Genomic DNA, 21,589 nt, shown 5'->3' with positions numbered 1-21,589 from the left:
AGGTCCGGCCCCCGCGCGCGGGCGGCCGATGCCGCCGGGACCGGGCCGAACGCCCACGGGACTTGGCCGAAAACAGAGAGCGCATCGCGCCCCGCCCACGCCGGAGCCGCCTCCCGCACCGGTCCCCCGGCCCCATGCTCCGGGCTCCGGGCCCCGCGCTCCGGGCCCCGCGCTCCGGGCCCCGCGCTCCGGGCCCCGCGCTCCGCGCTCCGCGCTCCGGCCTCGCGCCCCGCGTCCCGTGTTCCGTGCCGAGGACGCGCGGGGGTCGGGGGCGTACGGGGACTGGCCCCGCCGCAGGGGCCGGCCCGGACGGCGGCGGGGTCACCCGCCCGTGGTGGAGGCGGACGGGCGGACCCGGGCGGCGGGGTTCCCGCCCGCCCCGCCCCGCCGACGGAGCCGACGCCCCCGCGCCGGTGGACCGGCCGTCCGGACGGGGCGGCCTCCGCCGCCGGGGCGGTCAGGTCCAGGAGGCGGTGACCAGGGAGCGCCGGGCCGCCCTCAGGTGGGTGGACGCCGCCAGCCAGGCCCAGGCGTAGCCGTCCGACGAGGGATCGGTGAGCCGGCCGAACACGTCCCGGGGGCGCCGGTCCGCTTCGGCCACGAGGGCGGCCGCCAGGTCCGCCGCCGCCCCGAACCCGGCCCGCCGCAACGGACCGTAGGCCGTCAGCGGCTGCGGACCCCGCGCGGTTTCGGCCACCGCGCGGCGGCCGCCGGCGACCCCCGTCTCCAGCAGCCGCCCCACCCGCCACAGCGGCGCGTCGGCCAACGGGTCCGGGCCCGGCACCACCGCCTCCGCCGCGGCCACGGGGGCCTCGCCCGGGAAGTGGCTTCCCTGGAGCCGGTCGTAGCCCAGATCGGCCCGGTCGTGCCACTCCGGCGGCAGCCGCAGCGTGTACGCGGCCCCGGGCACCGGCCCCACCGCCAGGGGGCTCAGCGTCGCCGCGCGGTCCGGGTCCGGGCGTCCCAGGACCCGCACCGCCAGCCCCGGATACCCGGCCAGGCGGCGCAGGTTGGCGGTGTGGGCCAGCTCCGGATGCGGATGCGCGGGACGCAGCCGCAGCAACGGGGCGTCCGCGCGGGGTTCCCGTACGAGCAGGTGCTCCCCGGCCGCGCCGACGACCTCGACGTCACAGCCCAGCAGGCCCGGTTCGGCCTCGTCCCGGGACAGCAGCCCGGCCACGGCTTCCGCCACCGGGCGCGCGAACAGCGCGGCCAGCGGCTCCGCCGTCCACGGCGTCACGGGCATGGGCGTGGCCCGCACCCCGCGTCCGGCGCCGAGCCGCCCGTCGGCGGAGACCGTCGCGCCGACGATGCGCAGGCCCGCCCGGGCCAGCCCGGCGTGGTCGAGGACCCCTCCGCCGAGGGCGACGGAGGCGGCCCCCGCACCCCGGGCGCGGGCGAGACCGCCGGGCCGGACGTCCGACAGGGAGTAGGCGCAGCCGTCCGCGTCCAACAGGTGGGTGACCACGCCCCCGTAACCCGTGGCGCTCAGCACCGGCTCCCGGCACAGGCCGTACACGCGCAGGCTGCCCCCGGCGGTGTAGGCGCGGCGGCCCCCGCCGGTCAGACCCGGACCGCCGGTGCCGGACGCCAGCAGCGCGGCGGAGGCCAGCAGTTCGCGGAAGGCGGCGGCGAGGTCGCCGAGGCGCTGCGCCGCGTGCCGTTCCCGTGCGGCGCGCAGACCCCGTACGACGCGCAGTGCGGCGGCCTCGGCCTGCGGCAGCCCGGCCAGGCGCGCGGTGTGCGCGGCGCGCAGCAGTTCCGCCTGGGCCACCGCGCCGGCGGCGGTGACCCCGGCGGCCAGCGCCTCGGCCCCGACCGCCCACAACCCGGCCCCGGCCGCCCGCTGGGCAGCCGTCACCGGGGCCGTGGCGGCCCCGTCCGCCGCCGCCCGCCCCGCGGCACCGGTGGCAGCCGCTCCGGGGCGCGCCTGCACGCGGTCCTCCGGGAGCGGCTCGGAGCCCGCCGCAGGACGGGCTGCGGCCCCCGGCCCCGCGAGGGCCGTCGCCCCGGCCCCGGGGAGGAACCCCGAGGCCGTGTGAGGTCCGGTTCCGGTGCCCGCCTCGGGGAAGCTTCCCGGGGCCGGGTGGGATCCGGTTCCGGGGTTCGCCCCCAGGACCGCATCCGGCCCCGCGAGGGGGTTCGTCCCGGCCCCGGGGAGGGCCCCCGTGGCCGGGCGCGGGCCGGCCCCGGCGCCCGTCTCCGATCCTGCGGGGGCGCTCGTCCCGGCCTCCGGGTGGGAACCCGGGCCCGTCTCCGGGGAGGGCTCCGTGGCCGTACCCGGTCGGGACCCCGTCTCCGCGTCCGCCCCCCGGAGGGGCTCCGGCTCCGGCTCCGGATCCGCGAGGGGCGCCGCGCCCAGGGCGGCCGCGCGGTGGAGGCAGCGGGGGGCCAGCAGGCAGGCGCAGACGGCCTGGGCCGGATCCGTGACCGTCCCCGACGGGCCCGGGCTCAGGGTGACCACCGCGTCCTCACCGAAGCGGAGCACGACCGTGCCGTCCGGTCCGGCCTCGGCCCCCGCCCCGCACGCCTCGATGGCGGCGTCGAGCCGCTTGCGCAGCCGGGCGCTGAGGCCTTCCACCGCCTCCGCCAGCACCTCGGGGGCGACGGGGGGCAACACGGTGGCGCTCATCGGGGTTCTCCACGGAGTCGGTCGCCCACCCAGCGGGCGAGGGCGAGGGGGCTGAGGGCGGCCACCGGCATGCCGGCCGCCACGAGTTGCCGCGCCACCGGCACCGAGTACCGGGGCGCGCCCGCGTCGTCGAGCGCGGCGCAGCCCAGCAGGTGGGCGCCCGAGGCGGCCAGCGCGCGCACCTCGCCGAGCAGGCCCCCGAGCGGGGCGCCCTCCTCGAAGTCGCTGACCACCACGACCAGCGTGCGGCTCGGCACCGTGATCAGCGTGCGCGCGTGCGCGAGCCCAGCGGCGATGTGCGTACCGCCGCCGACCCGGACCCCCAGCAGCAACGACAGCGGATCGTCCACGCGGTCGGTGAGGTCGGCGACCTCGGTGGAGAACGCGAGGAAGTGCGTGGACAGGGTCGGGACCCCGCCCAGCACCGCCGCCGTCAGCGCCGACCAGATCACCGAGGCCTCCATCGACCCGGACACGTCGACCACCAGGATCAGCCGCCAGTCCGCCTCGCGCGAGACGCGCGTGCTGAACACCGGCCGCTCCGGGACCACCACCACCCGGCCGTCGTCCAGCCGCCGGGTGTGCGCGAGGTTGGCCCGCAGGGTGCGCGCCAGGTCGAGCGGGCCGCCCGGGCGGCGGGTCGGGCGCGGGGTGGCCAGCCCCGAGAGCGCCGGCCGCAGCCGGGTGGCGAGTTCCTTGGCCAGCTCGTCGACCAGCCGCCGTACCAGGGGGCGCAGCCGGGCGAGCTGCTGCTCCGGCATGCCGCCCGCGAGCGAGAGCACCGAGCTCAGCAGCTCCACGGACGGGCGTACGGATCCCGGGTCGAGCGTCGCGAGCACGTCGGCGCGGCCCGCGTCGGCCGCGTCGGCGAGCACCTCCTCCCGTACGTCGGAGCCGAACAGCGCCTCCAGCTCCGCCGCCCACTCCCGGGCGGTGGGGAAGGACGGGTCGTCCCCGCCGCCGGTACCGGCGCGGCCCACGTCGCCGGAGCCCTCACCGCGCCCGGCCCCGTACAGCTCGTCCAGCGCCCGCGCGTAGCGGCCCGCGCCGGCCGGCAGCCGGTCGCGCTGCCTGCCGAGCAGCAGCCGCCACCGGTCGGCGGGCGCCAGCCGGCGGCCGTCCCGCGGCTCCGGGCGCGCGGGCGCGGACCCTTCCGCGGCCCCGTCCGGGACCTCGGCGTCCACCGGACGCGCCGGCATCGGGAGGTCCTTGAGCGCCGCGAGCCCGGCGGCGTCCGCGGCGGCCCACAGCGCGAGCAGCGCGGGCGGCGCGTCCAGCGACAGGTCGACCCGGTCGCCGAGCCGCTCGGTGACGGTCGCCAGCAGCCGCTCCCGCGCCGCCGGCGCGAGCACGTCGAACCCGGCGCGCAGCGCGGGCAGCCGCTCCAGGAACGCCTCGTCGGGAAGGGCGTCCACCCGGTCCAGCAGCGGGGTCAGGGCCGCCGGAGAGGCGTCCAGCAGCGGTCCCGCGGCGCTGAGCAGGCCGGTGAGCCGGCGGGCCAGGGCGCGCCGGCCGTCGGGGCCCGCCGCGCCGTCGACCCAGGCGGCGGCCCGCTCGCCGAGCCCGGCGGCCGGGTCCAGGTCCAGCAGCACCCGTACGGCCAGCGCCGCGCCCCGCATCAACGGGCTCGCGCCGGAGGCCAGTTCCGCCAGGGCGGCGTCCATGCGCATGCCCAGGCGGCGGACGGCGGCCCGGTCGGCGAGGGCCACCAGGGTGCCCGCGTCGGCGGGGTCGTCGCTCCCCGCGAGGCCGGGCAGGGCCCGTACGGCCGCGTCGAGGAGCTCACCGGCCAGAGCGGCGGACCGCTCCCGGGCCCCGGCCGAGGCGCCGGGCAGGTGGCCGCGGCGCAGCCCCTCCAGCAGGTCGACGGCGTCCAGGAGTTCCGCCGGCGCGGCACTCTCCGGCAGGACCGCCGCCAGCTCGTCCAGTCGTACGTCGACCAGCGCGGGCAGGTCGCAGCGCGCGGCGGCGGCCAGCCCGGTCAGCACCTGCGCCGCCGTCGGGCCGCCCTCGGCGGCCTCGCGGCGCGCCAGCTCGCGCAGCGTCCCCGAGGCCGCCTGGGCGGCGGTGACGCCGCGGACCCCCGCCAGGTCCAGCCGGGCCGGGACGGACGGCGTCCAGGACAGCCGCCACTTGCTCCCCAGGGCCGTGCCGTCGCCGGTGGCGGCCACCCCGACGGGCTCCCCGTAGGAGGCCCCGCAGACCAGCAGCCGCTGCAGCAGCACCTCGCGCCGCCCGTCGAGCTCGGAACGCAGCGGGTCGAGGCGGACCTCCCGGGCGGCCGGGTCCTCGGGCGACGGCAGCCGCAGCGCGGCCAGCTCCGCCTCCACCGAGGGGCCGAGCCCGGAACGCGGGGCGTGCGGGGTGGTCCGGCCGCGGCCCGTGCCCACCATGACGGCTTCCAGGGCGCGGGCCAGCGCCCGGCCCCGGCCCAGGGGTTCGCCGTGCCCGAGCACCGTCTGGACGGCCTCCAGGATCTCCCCCCGGCCCGGCGCGGGCAGCCCGCGCAGCACCGCCAGGTCGCAGGCGAGCCGCAGGGTCTCGGCGGCCTCCCCGGTGCCCGCCGTGTGCCCGGCGCGGCGCAGCTCCCGGCACACGCCCGTGACGGCGACCGAAGCGGCCTCCCGCAGCCGTTCGGGGTCGCCGCCCGCTTCGAGCACGGCCTGCTGCCAGAGCGGGTCCCGGATGCCGGCGGGGTATCCGGAGCGGGAGTCGAGCAGGTCGTGGGAGTACGCCACGAACGAGCTGACGACTTCCTGCGGCGTGTCCTGCGCCCCCGCCCCGGCATCGGCCACGGCCCCGGCGACGGCGTCCGCCGTGGAGCGGCACGCCGTCAGGGCCGGGGCGTGGAAGGCGCCGATCACGGCGGCCACCCGGCCTCCGGTGGCCGCGGCGGCGATCACGCGCCGCATGTGGGCCTCGCGGGCCAGGTCGACCGGGGACACGGTGCGCGCGTCGGTCCGCAGGGCCCAGCCGACGCCGAGCGCGGCGCGGCGCACGGCCTCCGGGGTGCACCCGGGGGCCAGCACCTCGACGGCCCGGTCCCACAGGTCGTCCCCCTCGCGCCCGCTCCCGGCCGCGACGAGCCCGTCGGCGAACCGGGCCGGCGCCGCTCCGGCGGACCCGCCGGCCGCGGCCTCCCGGTCCGTCCCGGCCCCGGGGACGGCCGTGTCCGCAGTCCCGTCGGCGGCCCCGGCGGGGGCGGGACCGGTCGGAGCGGCGTCGGCCGCAGCGGGGTCAGCCGCAGTGGCGTCTGCCGACCAGCCCCGGTCGGCGAGCGGGAGGTCGCAGCAGACGACCTCCACGCCCCGGCTCCGCGCCCAGCGGAGCGCCGCCAGTTCGGGTGAGAAGTCCGCGAACGGGTAGAAGGCCAGGCGGCCCTCCCGCCCCAGCCCGGCCAGGGCCACCGGCGCGACCGTCTCCGGGTCGGCCAGGTGGGCCAGCCACGGCTGGAACTCGGCCGGGAGTTCCACGCAGACGACCTCCGCCCCCGCCTCCTCCAGCAGGGCCGGGACCACCGCCGCGAGCGCGGGACTGTGGTGGCGTACGCCCAGCAGGTAGGGCTCGCGCGACGCGGCGAGCGCCGCCAGCGCCTCCCGCGGATCGGTGACCGTCAACGCAGGCTCCCGCGCAGGTCCCAGAGCCGGCGCCACATCGCGGAGCCGTCCTCGGCCCGGCGGCGGACCGGGCCGTCCCAGTAGCCCAGCAGCCGTCCGTGGTCGGCCGGGTCGTCCTTGCGCACGACACCCAGCAGGTGTCCCGGCAGCAGGTCCAGCACGTCGCCGCCGGGCAGGTACGCGGCCGCGACCCCCAGCGAGGCCGCCACCTGCACGGCCTCGGCCGTGGACATGACCGTGCCGGGCCGTTCCACGTCCCAGCCCTCGGCGCTGCGCCCGGAGCGCAGGTCCCGGAAGACGGTGACGAGGGCGTCGAGGACGGAGTCGTCCACCCCGAAGGCCGCCCCGGCGCGCTGCACGGCGGCGACGGCCTGGCGGCGGACCAGGGTCGCCTCGGCGTCCGGGTCGGCGATCGGCGCGACCGTCTCGAAGTTGAAGCGGCGCTTGAGGGCGGCGGACATCTCCGAGACGCCCCGGTCCCTCAGGTTGGCGGTGGCGATGACCGTGAACCCGGGGGCCGCGCTGACCGACGAGTCCTCGGTGGCGGTCAGTTCCGGCACGCTGACCCGCCGGTCGGACAGGATCGACACCAGGGCGTCCTGGACCTCGGGCAGGCAGCGGGTGATCTCCTCGACCCGTGCCACCCGCCCGGTCCGCATCGCGGAGAGCACGGGGGAGTCGACCAGGGCCTGCGGGGTCGGGCCCTGGGCGAGGAGCAGCGCGTAGTTCCACCCGTAGCGGAAGGCGTCCTCGGTGGTGCCCGCGGTGCCCTGCACGGTCAGGGCGCTGGTGCCGCAGACGGCGGCGGACAGCAGTTCGGACAGCATCGACTTGGCGGTGCCCGGCTCGCCGGTGAGCAGCAGTCCGCGCTCTCCGGCCAGGGTCACCACGCACCGTTCCACCAGGGCGCGTTCGCCGACGAACTTCGGCGCGATCACCAGCTTGGACGGAAGTCCGGCGTGCCGCTTGGCCAGGGCCAGCTCGGTCCCCTCGCTGCCGCACACGAAGGTCACGACCGCGCGCGGCGTCAGTGCCCAGCCGGGCGGGCGGGGGCCGGTGTCCTGGGCGGCGAGGAAGGCGAGTTCGGCGGCGTACCGCTCCTCGGCGGGCATGACCTGCCGGGCGGGAGCGGGCTGTTCGGTGACGGTCATCGGTTCCTCGGGTCCTCTGGGCTTCGGGAAGTCTCGAACGAAAGGTGTGAAGAGAGCGAAGGGAGTCGGGGCAGGGCAGGGCAGGGCAGGGCGGGGCGGGCTCGGGGAGGGGGAGGGGTGCGGGGGCGCATCAGGCCGCCCCCGCACCCGCTCCGCCGGGATCAGCGGCGGCGGCCCGCCGTGCGCTTGACCTTCAGCTGCTCGAAGCGCGGGACGTCGCCCTCCCGGACCCGCCCCCACGCCCGCCGGTAGAGGTCGGCGGCCGGCTCGGTGGGCACGAGCACGCCCAGCACCGGGCCGCCGCCCGGGGCCACCGGGTACATCGGCAGCTTCCACTGCTCCACCGGCAGCACCGGGGAACCGGGCTCGGCCCAGCCGCCGGGCAGGAACAGGGTGCGTCCGGCCCGGGTCCGGGCGGCCTGGACCACCAGCTCGCCGGCGGCCAGTTCGGCCCGCGCGGCCTTGATCCGGGCCGGCTTCCAGCCCGTCCACCGCGCCGTGTTGCGGTCCGTCGGGTCGGGCATGGCGAGCAGCATCAGGTACAGGGCGGCGGCGTCGGCGCCCAGCCCGTACGCGGCTTCCGCTTCCGCCACCAGCTCGGGCACGCTGCGGCTCGGGTCCTGGGTCCACCAGGTCCCGTCCCCGGCGACCGCACCCGCCACCGGCGCGCCCGGATCGGCGAGCAGGGCCGCGAACGCCGGGTCGTGGGCGAGCCGCAGCGCCGTCTCGGCCGCGGACGGCCGCTGGTCGACCCCGCGCAGCAGCGGCAGGTACGGGTCCGAACCGGTGGAGTCCAGCAGCGCCGTGCGCAGCGCGGGCCGCGGCCGGTCGTCGTGGGTGGCCAGGACCACCGCCCCGTAGCGCTCGTACCCCTCGCCGGTCTCGGTCGGGGCGCCGGCCGCGCTGCGGAAGTCGGGCAGGGAGGTGTAGTGCCCGGCGGTCAGCAGCAGCCCGGGGGCCGCCAGCCGCTGCCGGACCGCCGTGAGCGCGGGCGGCAGGCAGGCCCGGACGGGGTGACCCGCGGGCAGCCGGTGCGCCAGCCAGGCCGTCAGGGCCATCGCCCCGCTCAGCGCGGAGTCGTCGAAGGACCGGCTGACGGGGACGACGGGCTCCACGTGGTCCCCCTTGACGGCCCACTCGACGTCGGCGGACAGCACCGGGGACGACGTGGGCCCGAGGAGCTCGGGCAGCGCCCGGTGCGCCGGCCAGGGGGTGCGCACGTCCCGAGAGGCCTCCGCGAGCACCCACTCGGGAACCGGCGTACGACGGCCCACGCGCTGGTTCCACACCCGCGCGGCGGCGGCCGCGTCCGGGCCGTCGGTCCACAGCCGGGCCGGGTCGGCGGGCAGCAGCGCCGCGACGAGCTCGCGCCGTACGTCGAAGCCGAGTTCCTTCAGGTCGTCACGGGCGTGCGCGGCGTCGGTGGCCTTGACCCCGAGGACGGCGCGCAGCTCGGCGGAGAGGAACGCGCGCTCGTACGAGTCCAGCCGCGGCAGGCCCGCCAGCACCAGCGCCGCCAGCGCGGCGGACACCCCGGTCAGCCGGGCGAACTCCTCGGCGGCGGAGGCGAACCACGGGGCCGGACCCCGGCGGTCGGCCTCGTCGAGGAAGGCGGCCAGCCAGCCGGCCGCCCGGTCCGGGTCGCCGACGGTCGAGCCCGCCCCGACCTGGGCGTAGGGCGCCGGTACGGCGAAGGCGCCGGACGGGTCGTGCAGCAGCCCGTCGAACTCCTGCCCGTCGGGCAGCACCTCGCTGTGGTCGGTCACGGCGAGCAGCGCGCCGCCGCCGAGCGGCAGTACGGAGCGGTGGCGCGGGTTGCGCGCCCGCCCGTTGCCGCCCACCAGGTGCGCCGAGTCCAGCCGGACCCGTACCCGGCGCCACCGCGCGGCGCAGCCCTCGGCGGAGTCCACGCCCAGCGCGCCTACCTCGCCGAGCACCCGGCGCAGGGCCGCCCGCTGCTCGTCGGTGCCGCCGGCGACCACCATCCGGTAGGCGACGGCCGCGGGCTGCTCCAGGAACGGCCCGGTCCAGGGGAACGCCGAGTGCGCCAGCTTCGGCACGTCGAGGTGGAGCCGGCCGGACACCCCCTCGGCGGCGGTGTCACCGGCCGCCTTGGCCAGCGTCCGCAGGAAGCGGAACGTCGCGTCGCTCTCCCCGCCGTGGCGGTAGTACCCGTTGCCCACCAGGCCGTCCAGGGCGCCGTCCAGGAGGTGGTCGGCCGGCCCCCGGTCCGCCGGAGCGGTGCGCGGGGCCACCGGGCCCCGGGCCAGGTCCTCCGCGACCTTGGCCAGGGCCCGCTGCTGGACCAGTGCGCCGCGGACGGCCGAGGTCACGCCGGCGAGCAGCGCGGGCGCGGCGACGCCCGGCAGGGCGGCCCGCACCAGCGCGGGCACGTCCGCGCCCTTCTCGGCCTCGGCGACGGTCTTGAGCAGCGTCCCGGCGGTGGCCGTGTCCACCGCGCGCAGCGCCGCCGAACCCTCGGGGTCCCGGGCGCGCAGGCAGTACCAGTAGGGCAGCGGCGGCAGTTCCGCGCCGCGCGCGGAGTAGGCCGCGTTGTTGTGGTCCCCGTTGATCCGGGAGACGGCCGCGCCCTCGGGGTCGGTGAGGGTGAGCGTCCGCCAGTTGCTGGACACGGCGCGCGGCCGGTCGTCGCCGGGCAGGGACAACGCGTGTAGCGGGACTTGGGAGCCCTCGCCCAGGGTCACGGACCGTCCGGCGTTGTCGGAGCCGTGCCAGCCCTGCCCGGGGACGTGGACGGCGCGCCAGCCGAGGAGCCCGTCCGCGGGCGCGCCGAGCACGGAGCCCTCGACGGTGGGGGTGGGGCGCAGCCAGCTCTGGCCGGTGCCGTCGGCCAGGCTGCTGCCGCTCGGGTGGTCGCGCAGGGCGTCGGCGAGGAAGCCGGGCAGGGAACGCCGCCCGTGCAGTCCGGTGGTGGGGTCGTACTCGGCCCAGTCGGACTCGCCCATCGCCGCGCCCCGCTCCCACACCCAGTACGAGGTGCCGTCGCTGATCACCGGCCGCTCGACGGGCAGTTTGCTGTCGCCGCGGTGCAGGACGCCGCCGCCGGTGGCGCGGCCGCCGCCGGGCAGGGGCAGGGTGACGTGCTCGGAGCGCACCGACCAGTAGTTCGCGGAGGAGTCCAGCGTCAGGACGTCGCCCGGGGAGCTGAGCCAGTAGCCCTGCACGGGGCCGTTGTACGGGACCCAGAACACCAGCAGGTCGTCGTCCGTGTAGTGGAAGCCCTGCCGGGACTGGCCGCCGGCGGCGGGGATCCGCAGGTCGTGGGTCAGCACGGTGGAGTCGGCGTCGATGACGCGCACCTGCGTGGAGTTCGCGACGATGACGTACGGCCAGGCGTCCATGACGGTCAGCTGCCGCCGGTTGCCCGCGGGCGACAGCGCGGTGACGGCCTCTTCCCAGGCGGGCCAGAGGAGTTCCTCGAACAGGCCGCCGCGCAGGGTGCGGGCGAGGATCTCGCCCAGGTCGGTGGCGGCGGCCCGGGAAACCTCCTGCGGGGCGAGCGCGAGGGCCTCCGCCGGGAGCCAGGTCAGCCGGCGGATGGCCTCGGGCAGGTCCGGCAGGGCGGCCGCAGTGGAGGCCGCGGCGACCTGGCCGACCCAGTCGGCGAGCAGCGTGCGGCTGCCGGGGCATTCGGCCAGGCGCCGGACGGTCGCGCGGCCGCCGGAGCCGTCGCCGTTGTAGCGGTCCAGGGTGCGGAAGAAGGCGGGCCGCAGCCGTTCGTCGGCGCACAGCGCGCTCAGGTCGCGCGGGTCGGGGGACCGGGCCCACTGGTCCAGGCCCATGACGCCCTGCCAGGCGTTGCCGGGATCGGCGACCGGCAGGCCCAGGGAGAGCAGGAGGTCGAGGAGGTTCACGTCCTGGAGGGCCAGGCGCAGGCCGTTCTCGCGTCCCGGCAGGGCGAGTTCGGTGCGCAGCTTCTCGGCGCAGCGCGTGACGAGGGAGAGGAGGGCGGGCAGCGCCGGCGGGGTACCCCAGCCCGCGTGGCGGGCGGTGTGGAAGCGCTCCAGCCAGCCGGCCGTGCCGTCGGGGCAACGCTCGGCCTCGGGCAGGGTGCCGTCGGCGAGTCCGGCGGTGGCGCCCGATTCCTCCAGCACCTCCAGCCACAGCGCGGCCAGTTCACCGGCCTCGCCGCCGCCGCTGCCGGGCATCATCCCGAGCAGCGTTCCGCGGACCGCGGGCACGCGCCGGGCCAGTGCGGCCAGCGCCGTGCGGTGGGACTTCCACCAGCCGGCCGCGGCCCGCAGGGTGGCGGGGAGCGGCAGCAGTTCGGCGAGGTACTCCTGCTCGGGTTCGCCGCCGGTCAGCCCGGCGGCGCGGGCGAGGCGGCGCAGCTCGGTGGTGGCCTGCGCCGAGGGCGGGAGCCCGCCCGCGGTGCGGCGTACGCACAGGCGGCGGAAGCGGTCGAAGGCCTCGGCGGGGGAGACCCGCGCCGAGAGCTCCTTGCCGTATCCGGTGAGGACCTTCACCGGCAGGGCGCCGGCCAGGGCGAATTCGAGGAAGACGGCGTCGAGGCGGTCCTCGTCGACGGTCAGGCCGTAGCCGGCCTCGCTGGTCCGGGCCCGGCCGAACAGCTGGGCGGCGTACGTGGTGTTCTCGACGGCGAGGAAGACGCGCGCGGCCTGCTCGTAGAAGACGGGCAGGAAGTGCGGGACGGCGAGGGCGAGCCGGTCGGCGAGCTCGTGGCAGGCGTCCAGGGCCGCTTTGGGCTTGGTCTTGGCCTGCCGCGCGAGCCGGTCCAGTTCGGGGACCACCGCGAGCGCGTGGTGGCCGTCCTCGGGGTGGTGCACCAGCACCCACTCGGGGAAGCCGAGCGCCTGGCGCCGGCCGAGACCGACGACGGGCGGCTCGCCCTGCGGCACGAGGCCGAGGAAGCCGGCGGCGAGGTCCTCGGCGGCGCCCAGTTCGGCGGCGGCGAGCCGGACGACGACCCGGTCGTCCCCGAGCGCGGGGTGACGGTAGGTCCGGGCGGTCAGCGGGACGGCGGCGGGCCCGGCACCGGTGGTGCCGACGGGCAGGACGGCTCCGGCGGCCAGCAGCGCGGCGCTCGCACCCTCGCCGCCCGCGGTGCCCGCAGCGCCTGCGGTGGTGTCAGTGGTGCTCATGGTGTCGGTGGTGCTCATGCGTCCCCGCCCTCCTCGATCTTGCGCCCGGCGTACAGCGCCGCGGCCATCCGCATCCCCTCGGACCAGGCCACCGGTCCGACCTCGCCGAGCCGTACGGCCCGGCCCTCCTCGTCGTGCCAGTTCAGCGGCCCGGTCTCCGACTCGTCCTCCCAGTACGGTTCGCCGATCCACACGGCGGCCTCCACCGCCCGGCCCGAGTCGCGCACCTTGCAGGTCGCGTAGCCGCCGGCGACCCGGTAGCCGAGGCCGGTGGCGCGGGCGGCGAGGCTGAAGCGGGAGGGGAAGGTGCCGCCCGCGTAGTCCCGTACCTCGGTGGCGGCGGGGGAGAGGTCGGCGGGCTTGGTCCAGGTCGCCCGGTGGATCTGCTCGACCCGCTGGGTGAGGTCCAGTTCCGCCGCGAACTCCCGTACGTCGTCCAGGTCGGGGAGCAGCACCGGGTGCGGCAGGGTCACCGTGAGCGGGCGCAGGCGAACGGTCTCGCCGTCGAGGTTGACCACCTTGAGCTCGCCCTCGGCGGTGGCGTCGCGCAGGAAGCCCACCTCGTCGGGGTCGCTGTCGGGGACGACGGCCAGGTCGCGCAGCGCCGCCTGCCAGGCCTCGTCGGGCCACACCCGGGCGAGGAGGGCGGTCGGCACCGGCAGGGAGGACACCATCCAGGTGTCCACCTGGGCGGCGCAGGCGGCCTCGTGGCGGTCGAGCCACTCGGCGAGGCGGCGCAGCCGGTCCACCTCGGGATGGTCGCGCAACGCCTTGGGGACCGTCTTCAACTGCCGCCCCGCAGGCCGCCGCACGGCGACCCGCCCCTCCACGAGGGCGATCTCGTACCCCTCGTCCAACGCCAGCCAAGCCATCAGCCCGTGCCCCTCCGCCTGTCCGAAAATGGTCTTGCGCAGCCCGGTGCACGGCGTCAACGCCTGCTGGGCTGCGGTATGTCGGGAGACTAGCGAGCCCCACTGACAACGCCGTCCGCAGGGCGGCCCGAAGCCTGTGGACCGCGGACACGACACAGCCCCCCGGTCCGTGGGACCGGGGGGCTGTGGGCGGGAGGTGGCGGGGGATCAGACGGCGTCGGCGGTGTCCGAGACCTTCGCCGAGACCTTCGCCGAGACCTTCGCCGAGACCTTCGCCGAGACCTTCTCCGCGGCCTTCTCCGGGGCCTTCGCGCCGACGGGGGAGCCGGCCGGGGAAGCCGTGGCGGCCACCCGGGGTCCGTGGCCGGAACGCAGGCCGAGCCAGCTGATCACGGCGACCAGCGCGAAGGCGCCGGCCCCGATCCAGAAGGTGAGGGTGAACCCGGATTCGGCCGGCAGCGCCGGAACGCCCGCCGGGAGGTGCTCGATCGTCTTGGACGCCAGGATCGTGGTGACGATGGCGCTGCCGATCGCGCTGCCCGTGGAGCGGGAGATCGAGTTGATGCCGTTGGCGATGCCGCTCTGGTGGTGCGGGACGCTCGACATGATCACGGCGGGCATGGCGGCGTATCCGAAGCTCACGGCCGCGCCGACGACCAGGCCCGCGCCGATGACCGAGAAGGTGTGGCCGTGGTCGAGGGCCAGCCAGCCGAACCCGACGGCGCCGAGGGCGGCGGCGAGGCCGAGCGCGACGCGCGGACCGCGGTGGCGGACCAGCTGGCCGCCGACGGGGGAGGCGAGCAGCGAGACGATCGCGCCGGGCAGCAGGAACTCGACGGAGGCGCGCAGGATGGAGGCGTCGAAGCCGTATCCGGTGAGCTTCTCGGGCATCTGGACGAGGTAGGAGACGCCCAGGAAGTTCGCGAACATGCCGAAGCCGACGAGGATGCCGGCCAGGTTGGCCATGAGCACCGGACGGTGGACGAACATCTTCATGTCGACGAGGGGTTCGCTCACCTTGCGCTCCACCAGGACCCAGACGGCGGTCATGACGGCGGCGCCGGCGAAGCTGCCCAGGGTGCGGGCGGAGGACCAGCCCCACTCGTGGCCCTGCGAGATCGGGAGCAGGAGGAGCAGCAGGGCGATGCCCAGGGTCAGCGCGCCCAGGAAGTCGGTGCGCCCGCCGGTCTTGTGGCGGGTGGCCGGGACCAGGAAGACGACGGCCAGCAGGGCCAGCGTGGCGAAGCCGGTCGCCATCCAGAAGGCGTTGCGGTAGTCGGCGTCGGCACCGGAGGTCAGCAGGCCGGTCGCGACGAGCGCCAGGCCGCTTCCGAACGCCAGGGTGCCGCTGACCAGGGCCATCGCGCCGGGCAGCTTCTGCGGGCGGACCTCCTCGCGCAGCACGGACAGGGCCAGCGGGAAGATCGCGGTGGCGGCGCCCTGGAGCACCCGGCCCAGGATCAGCAGCGGCAGCGAGGTCGCCAGCGCGGCCACCACGGAGCCCGCGACCATGACGCCGAGGACGGCCACCAGGGTGGGCTTCTTGCCGTGCTGGTCGCCGAAGCGGCCGAGCAGCGGGGTGAAGACGGCGGCGGACAGCAGGGTGGCGGTGGTCACCCAGCTGACGTTGGCGGTGGAGGTGCCGAGGTCGTTGCGGATCAGGCCCAGGATCGGAACGGGCAGGGTCTGCATCATCGACACGACCATGGCGGCGAGGCTCAGGGCGAAGACGATGACCGTCTCGTTCCTGTTCTTCGCTTCGGCGGGGGCGGATGCGGCGGAGCTCATGACTGGCAAGACCTTCTTACTGCTTCAGGACGCAGATGTTTGATGTCATCAAGTACTTGGACGAAGGTAGCCAGTAATAGTTAAGGTGGTCAAGTAAAAGGTTGATAATGTCAATGATCCTGGCGTACGCTCCATGGGTATGAGCGCCACCGCCCCCCACGCCCCCAGCAAGCTGGAACTCCTCGAACTGCTCGCCGCCATCGGCACCGCGCAGTGGCGGGACTTCGCCGCGGCGGCCGGCCGGTACGGGCTGACCTCCACGCAGGCGAAGGTCCTCGCCCAGCTGGAGGGCCCGGTCCCGATGCGCGGCCTCGCGACCCTCCTGGCCTGCGACGCCTCGAACGTCACCGGGATCGTGGACCGGCTGGAGGCGCGCGGGCTCGTCCGGCGCGAGGCCTCCGCCGCCGACCGGCGGGTCAAGAACGTCGTCGCGACCGACGAGGGTCGCGAGACCATCCGTCGGGTGCGCGAGGAGATGCAGGCCACGCACGGCGCGCTGGACACCCTGGACGCGGCCGAGGGGGCGACGCTCTACGCCCTGCTGGAGCGGCTGCGCCCCACCATGGAACGCAGCGCCTGACGGCCTGCGGCCTCGCTCTGACGGTTCGGGGCGTCGTTGCCCTGGCGGTCCGCGGCCCCTGTGCCCTGTTGGTCCGAGGTCCCTGCGTCCTGGCGGTCCGCGGCCCCTGTGCCCTGATGGTCCGAGGTCCCTGTGCCCTGGTGGTCCGCGGCCTCCACCCCCTGGCGGTCCGCCGTCCTCAGTCCTGCGGGACGGCCGCGTCGAGCGCGGCCGTGAGGCGGGCCAGGCGTACCTGGAGCTCGCGGATCTCGGCCAGCTCGAAGCCGGTGGCCGCCGCGATCCGGCGCGGGACCTCCACCGCCCGCTCGCGCAGGGCGGTGCCCTCCTCGGTGAGCACCGCGTGCACCGACCGTTCGTCCCGCGCGCTGCGTTCGCGCCGGATCAGGCCCGCCGCCTCCAGTCGCTTCAGGAGGGGGGAGAGCGTGCCCGAGTCGAGCCGCAGGCGCAGGCCCAGTTCCTTGACCGGGGTCGTGCCGTTCTCCCACAGCACCAGCATCACGAGGTACTGGGGGTAGGTCAGGCCCAGGTCCTTCAGGACCACCCGGTACAGACCCCCGAAGGCCCGGTTCGCGGCGCCCAGGGCAAAGCAGATCTGCCCGTCGAGGCGGAGGAAGTCCTGGTCGCGGAGGGCGGCTGCGGGCTGCTCGGTCATGAGCGCCAGTGTACCGGAGCACACTCGCGAGCCATTGAGTTGTGCACAACTGAATTGTGTGCTCTATTTGTGGTCAGGGACGGCCACGAACCGCCCCACCCCCCTCCGAAAGGACCCCCCGATGGACGCGCTGTACACCGCCGTCGCCACCGCCAACGGCCGCGAGGGCCGCGCCGTCAGCTCCGACGGCCAGATCGACCTCGCGCTCGCCATGCCCCCGGCACTCGGCGGCAACGGCCAGGGCACCAACCCCGAGCAGCTCTTCTCCGCCGGCTACGCGGCCTGCTTCGCCAGCGCGCTCGGCCTCGTCGGCCGCCAGATGAAGGTCGACACCGGCGACATCTCCGTGACCGCGGAGACCTCCATCGGCCAGGACGCCGGCGGCTTCGGCCTCGCCGTGACCCTGCGCGTCGAGCTCCCCGAGTCCCTCGCGGGCGAGACCGGCGCCCTGCTGGTCAAGCAGGCCCACGAGGTGTGCCCCTACTCCAAGGCCACCCGCGGCAACATCCCGGTCGAGCTCGTCGTCGAGTAGCACCGGCACCGGGCCTCCCCGGCCCGGACCGCGCGGCCCGGACGGGCGTCCCGTCTCAGGACGCGCGCCGGGCGGCCACCGCCGCGCACACCCCCGCCATCGGCAGCTCCGCCGCGAGCGCCAGCACGAGCGCCATGCCCTGACCGCTCGTGCCCGCCGAGGTGGTGACGTCGAACCAGGCGTCCATCAGGAGCAGCGCGGCGGTGGCCGCCGCCACCGGCGACACCCTCGGATCCCCCTTGCGCAACAGCGCCCCCGTCCCGGCCAGTCCGAGGGCCAGCATCGCGTCGAGGCCGATCCACGCGGCCGACCAGTTGGACACCTCGGCCGTCGCCGGCATCGTCGTGGCCAGCACCACCATCCACGGCAGCAGCGCCACCCCCGCGCCGGTGAGCACCGTCGACAGGCGGGGGGCGCGCCGGGTCCGGAACTGCGGGGCGGCGAGGGCCATGGCTGCGGGTCTCCTTCCGGCCCGCCGGACCGTCCGCCGGGCACACCACCACTCTCGTTCCGCGCGCCGCGAAGATCAGTAACTCCACCGTCCGAACCGGGGGTGGTGCCAGGTACACCCCCCACCGGGCACCAGGGTGGTGGTGGGCCGATGATCACTGCGCATACCGTACGGACATGACAAACCGCGGCGCCCTGCGGCGTACGTACACCTGGATCGCCGCGCACACCCCCTGGTCGGCGTGGGCCTGGCGCAACACCGCCTTCAACGCGGCGGCGATCGCCCCCACCCTGCCGCTCGTCCTCGGGAGCCTGCTGCTCGTCGCGGCCCCCGGCCACACCCCCTACCCGCTGCTGCTCGCCGTCGTGGGCTCCCCGCTCCTGACCGCGGTCCAGCGCAGCCGTTTCCGTTCCCTGCTCGGCCTCGACATACCGCCGGTCGTCCGGGCGCACCCCCGGACGACCCTCCGCGGGCTTACCGAGCGGCTGCGCGCCGAATCGACCTGGCGGCAGTACGGTTACCACCTCGTGGTCGGCCCGCTCGTCGCCACCGGAGCCGCGCTCCTCGTCCTCGCCTGGGCCGCCGGCGCCGCCGGCGCGAGCGTGTACGCCTGGTCCTGGATGCTGCCCCGCGAGGAGCCGTTCGGGCCGCCCACCGGCTGGCAGAGCCAGTACGACACGATCACCGTGCTCGGCGCGCTGCTGCTGCTCGCCGCCCCCTGGGCCGCCGCCGCCCTGACCCGGCTGGACTCCGCCGCGGCGGCCGCCCTCCTCGGCCCCAACCGGGCCCGCGAACTGGAGCGGCGCGTCGAGGACCTCGCCGAGAGCCGTGCCGGGGTCCTGGACGCCGCCGACCTCGAACGCCGCCGCATCGAACGGGACCTGCACGACGGCGCCCAACAGCGGCTGGTCTCCCTCGCCATGAACCTCGGCATCGCCCGCGCCACCCTCCCCGACCTGCCGCCCGAGGCCAAGGCCGTCATCGACGAGGCCCACCGGGAGGCCAAGGAAGCCATCGAGGAGCTCAGCAACCTCGTACGCGGCCTGCACCCGGCCGTCCTGGAGGACCGCGGGCTGGACGCCGCGCTCTCCGGCATCGCCGCCCGCGCGCCGCTGCCCGTCGAACTCACCGTGGACATCACCGTCCGGCCGGGCCCCACCATCGAGGCCGTCGCCTACTTCGTGGTCTCCGAGACCCTCGCCAACGTGGCCAAGCACGCCCGCGCCCGGCGCTGTTCGGTCTCGGTCGCCCGCGTCACCGGCGACCGGGGGGACCTGCTGCGCATCGTCGTCACCGACGACGGCGTCGGCGGCGCGGACCCGGCGGGCGGATCCGGTCTGGTCGGCCTGCGCAAACGCGTAGGGTCGGTCGACGGAACGATATTGATCAACAGCCCCCTCGGGGGCCCGACCGTCGTCACTGTGGAGCTGCCGTGCGGGCTGTGATCGCCGAGGACTCCGTCCTCCTGCGCATAGGTCTTGTCAAAGTCCTCGAAATGGCCGGGTTCGAGGTGTGCGCCGAGACCGGCGACGCCGAAGGCCTGCTCGCCGCGGTCGAGGAACACCGCCCCGACCTCGCCCTCGTGGACGTGCGCATGCCGCCCGGCTTCACCGACGAGGGCGTCCGCGCCGCCCTGGTGATCCGCAGCCAGAACCCCGGCACGGCCGTGCTGCTGCTGTCCCAGTACGTGGAGGAGCGCTACGCCGCCGACCTGCTGTCCTCCCGGAGCGGCGCGGGCGTCGGCTACCTCCTCAAGCAACGCGTCGCCGACGTCGAGGAGTTCATCGACGCCCTGCGCCGCGTCGCGGGCGGCGGCACCGCCCTCGACCCGCAGGTCGTCGCCCAGCTCCTGCTGCGCCGCGGCGGCGGCCCCGACCCGCTGGAACGCCTGACCCCGCGCGAGCGCGAGGTGCTCGCGCTGATGGCCGAGGGCCGCTCCAACGCGGCGATCGCCGAAGGACTCGTCGTCAGCGAGAGCGCCGTGGCCAAACACATCAACAGCATCTTCGCCAAGCTCGACCTGCCGCCGGCCGCCGAGGCCCACCGCCGGGTCCTCGCCGTGCTGCGCTTCCTGGACGGCACCCCGTGACCCACCCCGCGCCCGCCGCCGCCGGGAGCGGGCACCGTCGTGCCTGGTACTGCGCCGCCGTCCTCGGCGCCGTCCTCGTGCTCCTCCCGGCCGGCTGGCAGGTGTGGGCCAAGAGCAACGGCCACACCGGCGTCCTGGAGGGCGGCAGCGCCGGACGGACGGTGGCCGCCGTCGAGATCGTCGCCGGTGCGGCGAACGTGAGCATCACCCCGCGCGGCGACCGGGAGATCGGCTACCGGGCCGACGTCCGCTGGTCGTTCGGGCCGCCGGTGATCGAGGAGAGCTGGCTCGGCGACACCCTGAAGCTGACGCCGCGCTGCCCCGGCGACACCGTCACGGTGGCCGACGAAGCCGGCTGCTCCGTACGGCTCGCCGTGACCGTGCCCACCGCGGTCCCGGTCAAGGTGTCCGCAACCTCCGGACGGATCGGCGTCAGCGGCCTGGAAGGCACCGTCGACGCGGACGTGCAATCCGGCTCGCTGATCCTCTCCGGCCTGCGCGGGCCCCTGCGCGCCAACGTCGATTCGGGCAGCCTCCATGCCGCCGGGCTCGCCTCCCGGCAGGCCGACCTCCGCGCGGGCGCCGGCCGGGCGGACGTCCGCTTCGTGGCCCCGCCGGACCGCGTCACCGCCCGCGCCGGCTCGGGCCGGCTCGACCTCACCCTTCCCACGGCCACCCGCTACCGCGTCACCAGCCACGTGGGGTGGGGCCGCTGCGAGGTGGACGACGGCCTCCGCGACCCGTCGGCCCCGCGCACCCTGGACCTCTCCGCCGATTCCGGCACCGCCACGGCGGGCCTGCGGCCCCCGTCCGACTGAACGGGCGGCCGGGGTCGGCGGACCGGGCGCGGGTCAGTGGTGGCCGGCGAGGGTCACGCGGATGTTCGCGATGCGGCCCAGTTCGTCGAAGGTGACCTCGGCCCCCAGGTTCCCGGGCAGGGTGGCCGTGATGCGGCCGGGCTCCTGGTGCTGCGGCAGGCCGAAGTGCTCGAAGTAGCCCGCCGCCATGGCGTACGGGGAGTGGCCGATCAGGCCCATCGCCGAGGTGAGCGCCCCCGGGAGCGCCGTGGCGTCGAAGGCGGGGCGCGGCACCCGCGGGTCGTCGGCGAGCAGGTACAACTGCGTGTCCGGACCGGCCTGCACGCTGAGGTAGCCCGGTGCGCCGGTCACCCCCATCGCGGCGAAGGCGAGGGTCTCCGCGGCCCGGCGCGGGTCGGCGAACCCCGACAGGTCCAGCGTCTCCTGCGCGAACTCGGCCATGCCGTACGCCCTCCCGTACTCCCCGGCGCGCCCGGAGAGCGCGACCACGGGGGTACCCCGCAGCCCCGGGTTGGCCCAGCCCCACATCCAGGTGCCCTGTGAGAGGTCGTAGGTGCCCAGTACGGATATGCGCAGGTCGAGGCCGCCCTGGCGGTAGAGGCAGGCGTCGAGGTCGGCGGTCCAGTCGCCCGCGGGCACGAAGGCCGTCAGGGCCTGGAGCTGCGCCGCGCCCCAGGCGGCGTGGCGTTCGGCTTCGAACAGGAAGGCGTCGCCGAAACGGGAGTTCACAGGTGTCGTCACGGGCCACACCCTAAGCCCGTCGGCGCGCTACTCCAGCCGCTCCAGGGCACCCCGGACGAAGGCGGCCTGGCCCGCGTGCTGGAGGTCGTCCGCCAGCACGCTGACCAGGCGGACGCCCAGGGTGACCGGCGGGTCCCAGCGGTCGTCGACCACCCGGTCGAGGTCGGCCGCCGCGAGGCCGTGCACGAACCGCAGGGTCTGCTCGTGCACGGCGTCGAAGTAGCCCAGCAGCAGCGCGAACTCGTCCACGCGGACCGCCGCGGCCTGTCGCGGGGTGTGCCCGTACCCGGTGGCCCCGACGGGCAGCCGCAGGCCGAAGCGGTCGGCCCAGCCCTGCTCCCGCCACACCTGGGCCAGCCCGGCGGCGTCGGCCACGTGGTCGTCCTGCACCCGCGTCAGGTGCCAGACGAGCCAGGCGATCGAGTTCGCCGCCGGGTCGGTCCGGGCGTTGAGTTCCTCGGCCGAGAGCCCGTCGACCACCTCGTGGACCACCTCCCGGACGCGTGCGAAGCCGTCCACGAGTACCTCGGTGCCCTTCATCGC

15 protein-coding genes are annotated in these 21,589 nt (G+C 76.6%); 5 read left to right on the top strand and 10 right to left on the bottom strand.

From position 1 onward, the window contains the following. Nucleotides 1–457 precede the first annotated feature (457 nt). The 6 genes from ABZW32_RS07435 to ABZW32_RS07410 all read right to left on the bottom strand — a co-directional run bounded on the left by ABZW32_RS07435 (nucleotide 458) and on the right by ABZW32_RS07410 (nucleotide 15,183). Nucleotides 458–2,632, bottom strand: coding sequence for a hypothetical protein (locus tag ABZW32_RS07435; RefSeq protein ID WP_356212479.1), 2,175 nt, complete (start codon nucleotides 2,630–2,632; stop codon nucleotides 458–460). Then, on the bottom strand, nucleotides 2,629–6,249 hold the full coding sequence (locus ABZW32_RS07430; RefSeq protein ID WP_356212476.1) for a DUF5682 family protein: 3,621 nt from the start codon (nucleotides 6,247–6,249) through the stop codon (nucleotides 2,629–2,631). Before ABZW32_RS07430 ends, ABZW32_RS07435 begins: the two co-directional genes overlap by 4 nt. After that, entirely contained in the window at nucleotides 6,246–7,400 is a 1,155-nt protein-coding gene (locus ABZW32_RS07425; protein ID WP_356212473.1) for an AAA family ATPase, read from the bottom strand. Before ABZW32_RS07425 ends, ABZW32_RS07430 begins: the two co-directional genes overlap by 4 nt. Nucleotides 7,401–7,561: 161 nt before the next feature. Further along, entirely contained in the window at nucleotides 7,562–12,541 is a 4,980-nt protein-coding gene (locus ABZW32_RS07420) for a DNA-binding protein (RefSeq protein ID WP_356212470.1), read from the bottom strand. Then, complete coding sequence (locus ABZW32_RS07415; RefSeq protein ID WP_356212467.1) at nucleotides 12,538–13,395, bottom strand: DUF4132 domain-containing protein; 858 nt, start codon at nucleotides 13,393–13,395, stop codon at nucleotides 12,538–12,540. Before ABZW32_RS07415 ends, ABZW32_RS07420 begins: the two co-directional genes overlap by 4 nt. Nucleotides 13,396–13,602: 207 nt before the next feature. Continuing rightward, complete coding sequence (locus tag ABZW32_RS07410) at nucleotides 13,603–15,183, bottom strand: MFS transporter (protein WP_356212464.1); 1,581 nt, start codon at nucleotides 15,181–15,183, stop codon at nucleotides 13,603–13,605. Between the two features lie 139 nt (nucleotides 15,184–15,322). On the opposite strand from ABZW32_RS07410, the gene ABZW32_RS07405 reads away from it, so the two are divergent. Further along, nucleotides 15,323–15,763 carry a MarR family transcriptional regulator gene (locus ABZW32_RS07405; RefSeq protein WP_356212461.1) on the top strand — a complete coding sequence of 147 codons (441 nt, stop codon included), beginning with the start codon at nucleotides 15,323–15,325 and terminating at the stop codon, nucleotides 15,761–15,763. 178 nt (nucleotides 15,764–15,941) lie between these two features. Here the strand turns inward: ABZW32_RS07405 and ABZW32_RS07400 are convergent, their stop codons facing one another. Further along, nucleotides 15,942–16,415 (bottom strand): MarR family transcriptional regulator, encoded by a 474-nt coding sequence (locus ABZW32_RS07400; RefSeq protein WP_356212458.1) that lies wholly within the window; start codon nucleotides 16,413–16,415, stop codon nucleotides 15,942–15,944. A gap of 121 nt (nucleotides 16,416–16,536) precedes the next feature. Between ABZW32_RS07400 and ABZW32_RS07395 the strand changes: the two genes are divergently transcribed. Next, entirely contained in the window at nucleotides 16,537–16,947 is a 411-nt protein-coding gene (locus ABZW32_RS07395) for an organic hydroperoxide resistance protein (RefSeq protein ID WP_356212455.1), read from the top strand. A gap of 55 nt (nucleotides 16,948–17,002) precedes the next feature. On the opposite strand, the gene ABZW32_RS07390 is transcribed toward ABZW32_RS07395, so the two are convergent. Further along, a complete protein-coding gene (locus tag ABZW32_RS07390) occupies nucleotides 17,003–17,398 on the bottom strand; it encodes a hypothetical protein (protein ID WP_356212452.1) in 396 nt (131 codons plus the stop codon). Between the two features lie 176 nt (nucleotides 17,399–17,574). On the opposite strand from ABZW32_RS07390, the gene ABZW32_RS07385 reads away from it, so the two are divergent. From ABZW32_RS07385 to ABZW32_RS07375, 3 genes are read left to right on the top strand one after another with little or no spacing between them, the layout of a single operon-like run. After that, the gene (locus ABZW32_RS07385) at nucleotides 17,575–18,843 is read left to right on the top strand and encodes a histidine kinase (RefSeq protein ID WP_356212449.1); all 1,269 of its coding nucleotides are present in this window, start codon (nucleotides 17,575–17,577) and stop codon (nucleotides 18,841–18,843) included. Beyond that, complete coding sequence (locus ABZW32_RS07380) at nucleotides 18,831–19,487, top strand: response regulator transcription factor (protein ID WP_356212446.1); 657 nt, start codon at nucleotides 18,831–18,833, stop codon at nucleotides 19,485–19,487. The genes ABZW32_RS07385 and ABZW32_RS07380 overlap by 13 nt, the downstream gene beginning before the upstream one ends. Next, on the top strand, nucleotides 19,484–20,305 hold the full coding sequence (locus ABZW32_RS07375) for a hypothetical protein (RefSeq protein ID WP_356212443.1): 822 nt from the start codon (nucleotides 19,484–19,486) through the stop codon (nucleotides 20,303–20,305). The genes ABZW32_RS07380 and ABZW32_RS07375 overlap by 4 nt, the downstream gene beginning before the upstream one ends. A gap of 33 nt (nucleotides 20,306–20,338) precedes the next feature. Here the strand turns inward: ABZW32_RS07375 and ABZW32_RS07370 are convergent, their stop codons facing one another. Further along, the gene (locus ABZW32_RS07370; RefSeq protein WP_356212440.1) at nucleotides 20,339–21,046 is read right to left on the bottom strand and encodes a DUF6882 domain-containing protein; all 708 of its coding nucleotides are present in this window, start codon (nucleotides 21,044–21,046) and stop codon (nucleotides 20,339–20,341) included. Nucleotides 21,047–21,073: 27 nt separating this feature from the next. After that, nucleotides 21,074–21,586 carry a DUF664 domain-containing protein gene (locus ABZW32_RS07365; RefSeq protein WP_356212437.1) on the bottom strand — a complete coding sequence of 171 codons (513 nt, stop codon included), beginning with the start codon at nucleotides 21,584–21,586 and terminating at the stop codon, nucleotides 21,074–21,076. Nucleotides 21,587–21,589 lie beyond the last annotated feature (3 nt).

It is taken from the genome of Streptomyces sp. NPDC004667 (assembly GCF_040609475.1).
Taxonomy (GTDB): Bacteria; Actinomycetota; Actinomycetes; order Streptomycetales; family Streptomycetaceae; genus Streptomyces.
The sequence above is the reverse complement of the archived record's forward strand: the minus strand, read 5'-3'. Positions and strand labels throughout refer to the sequence as shown.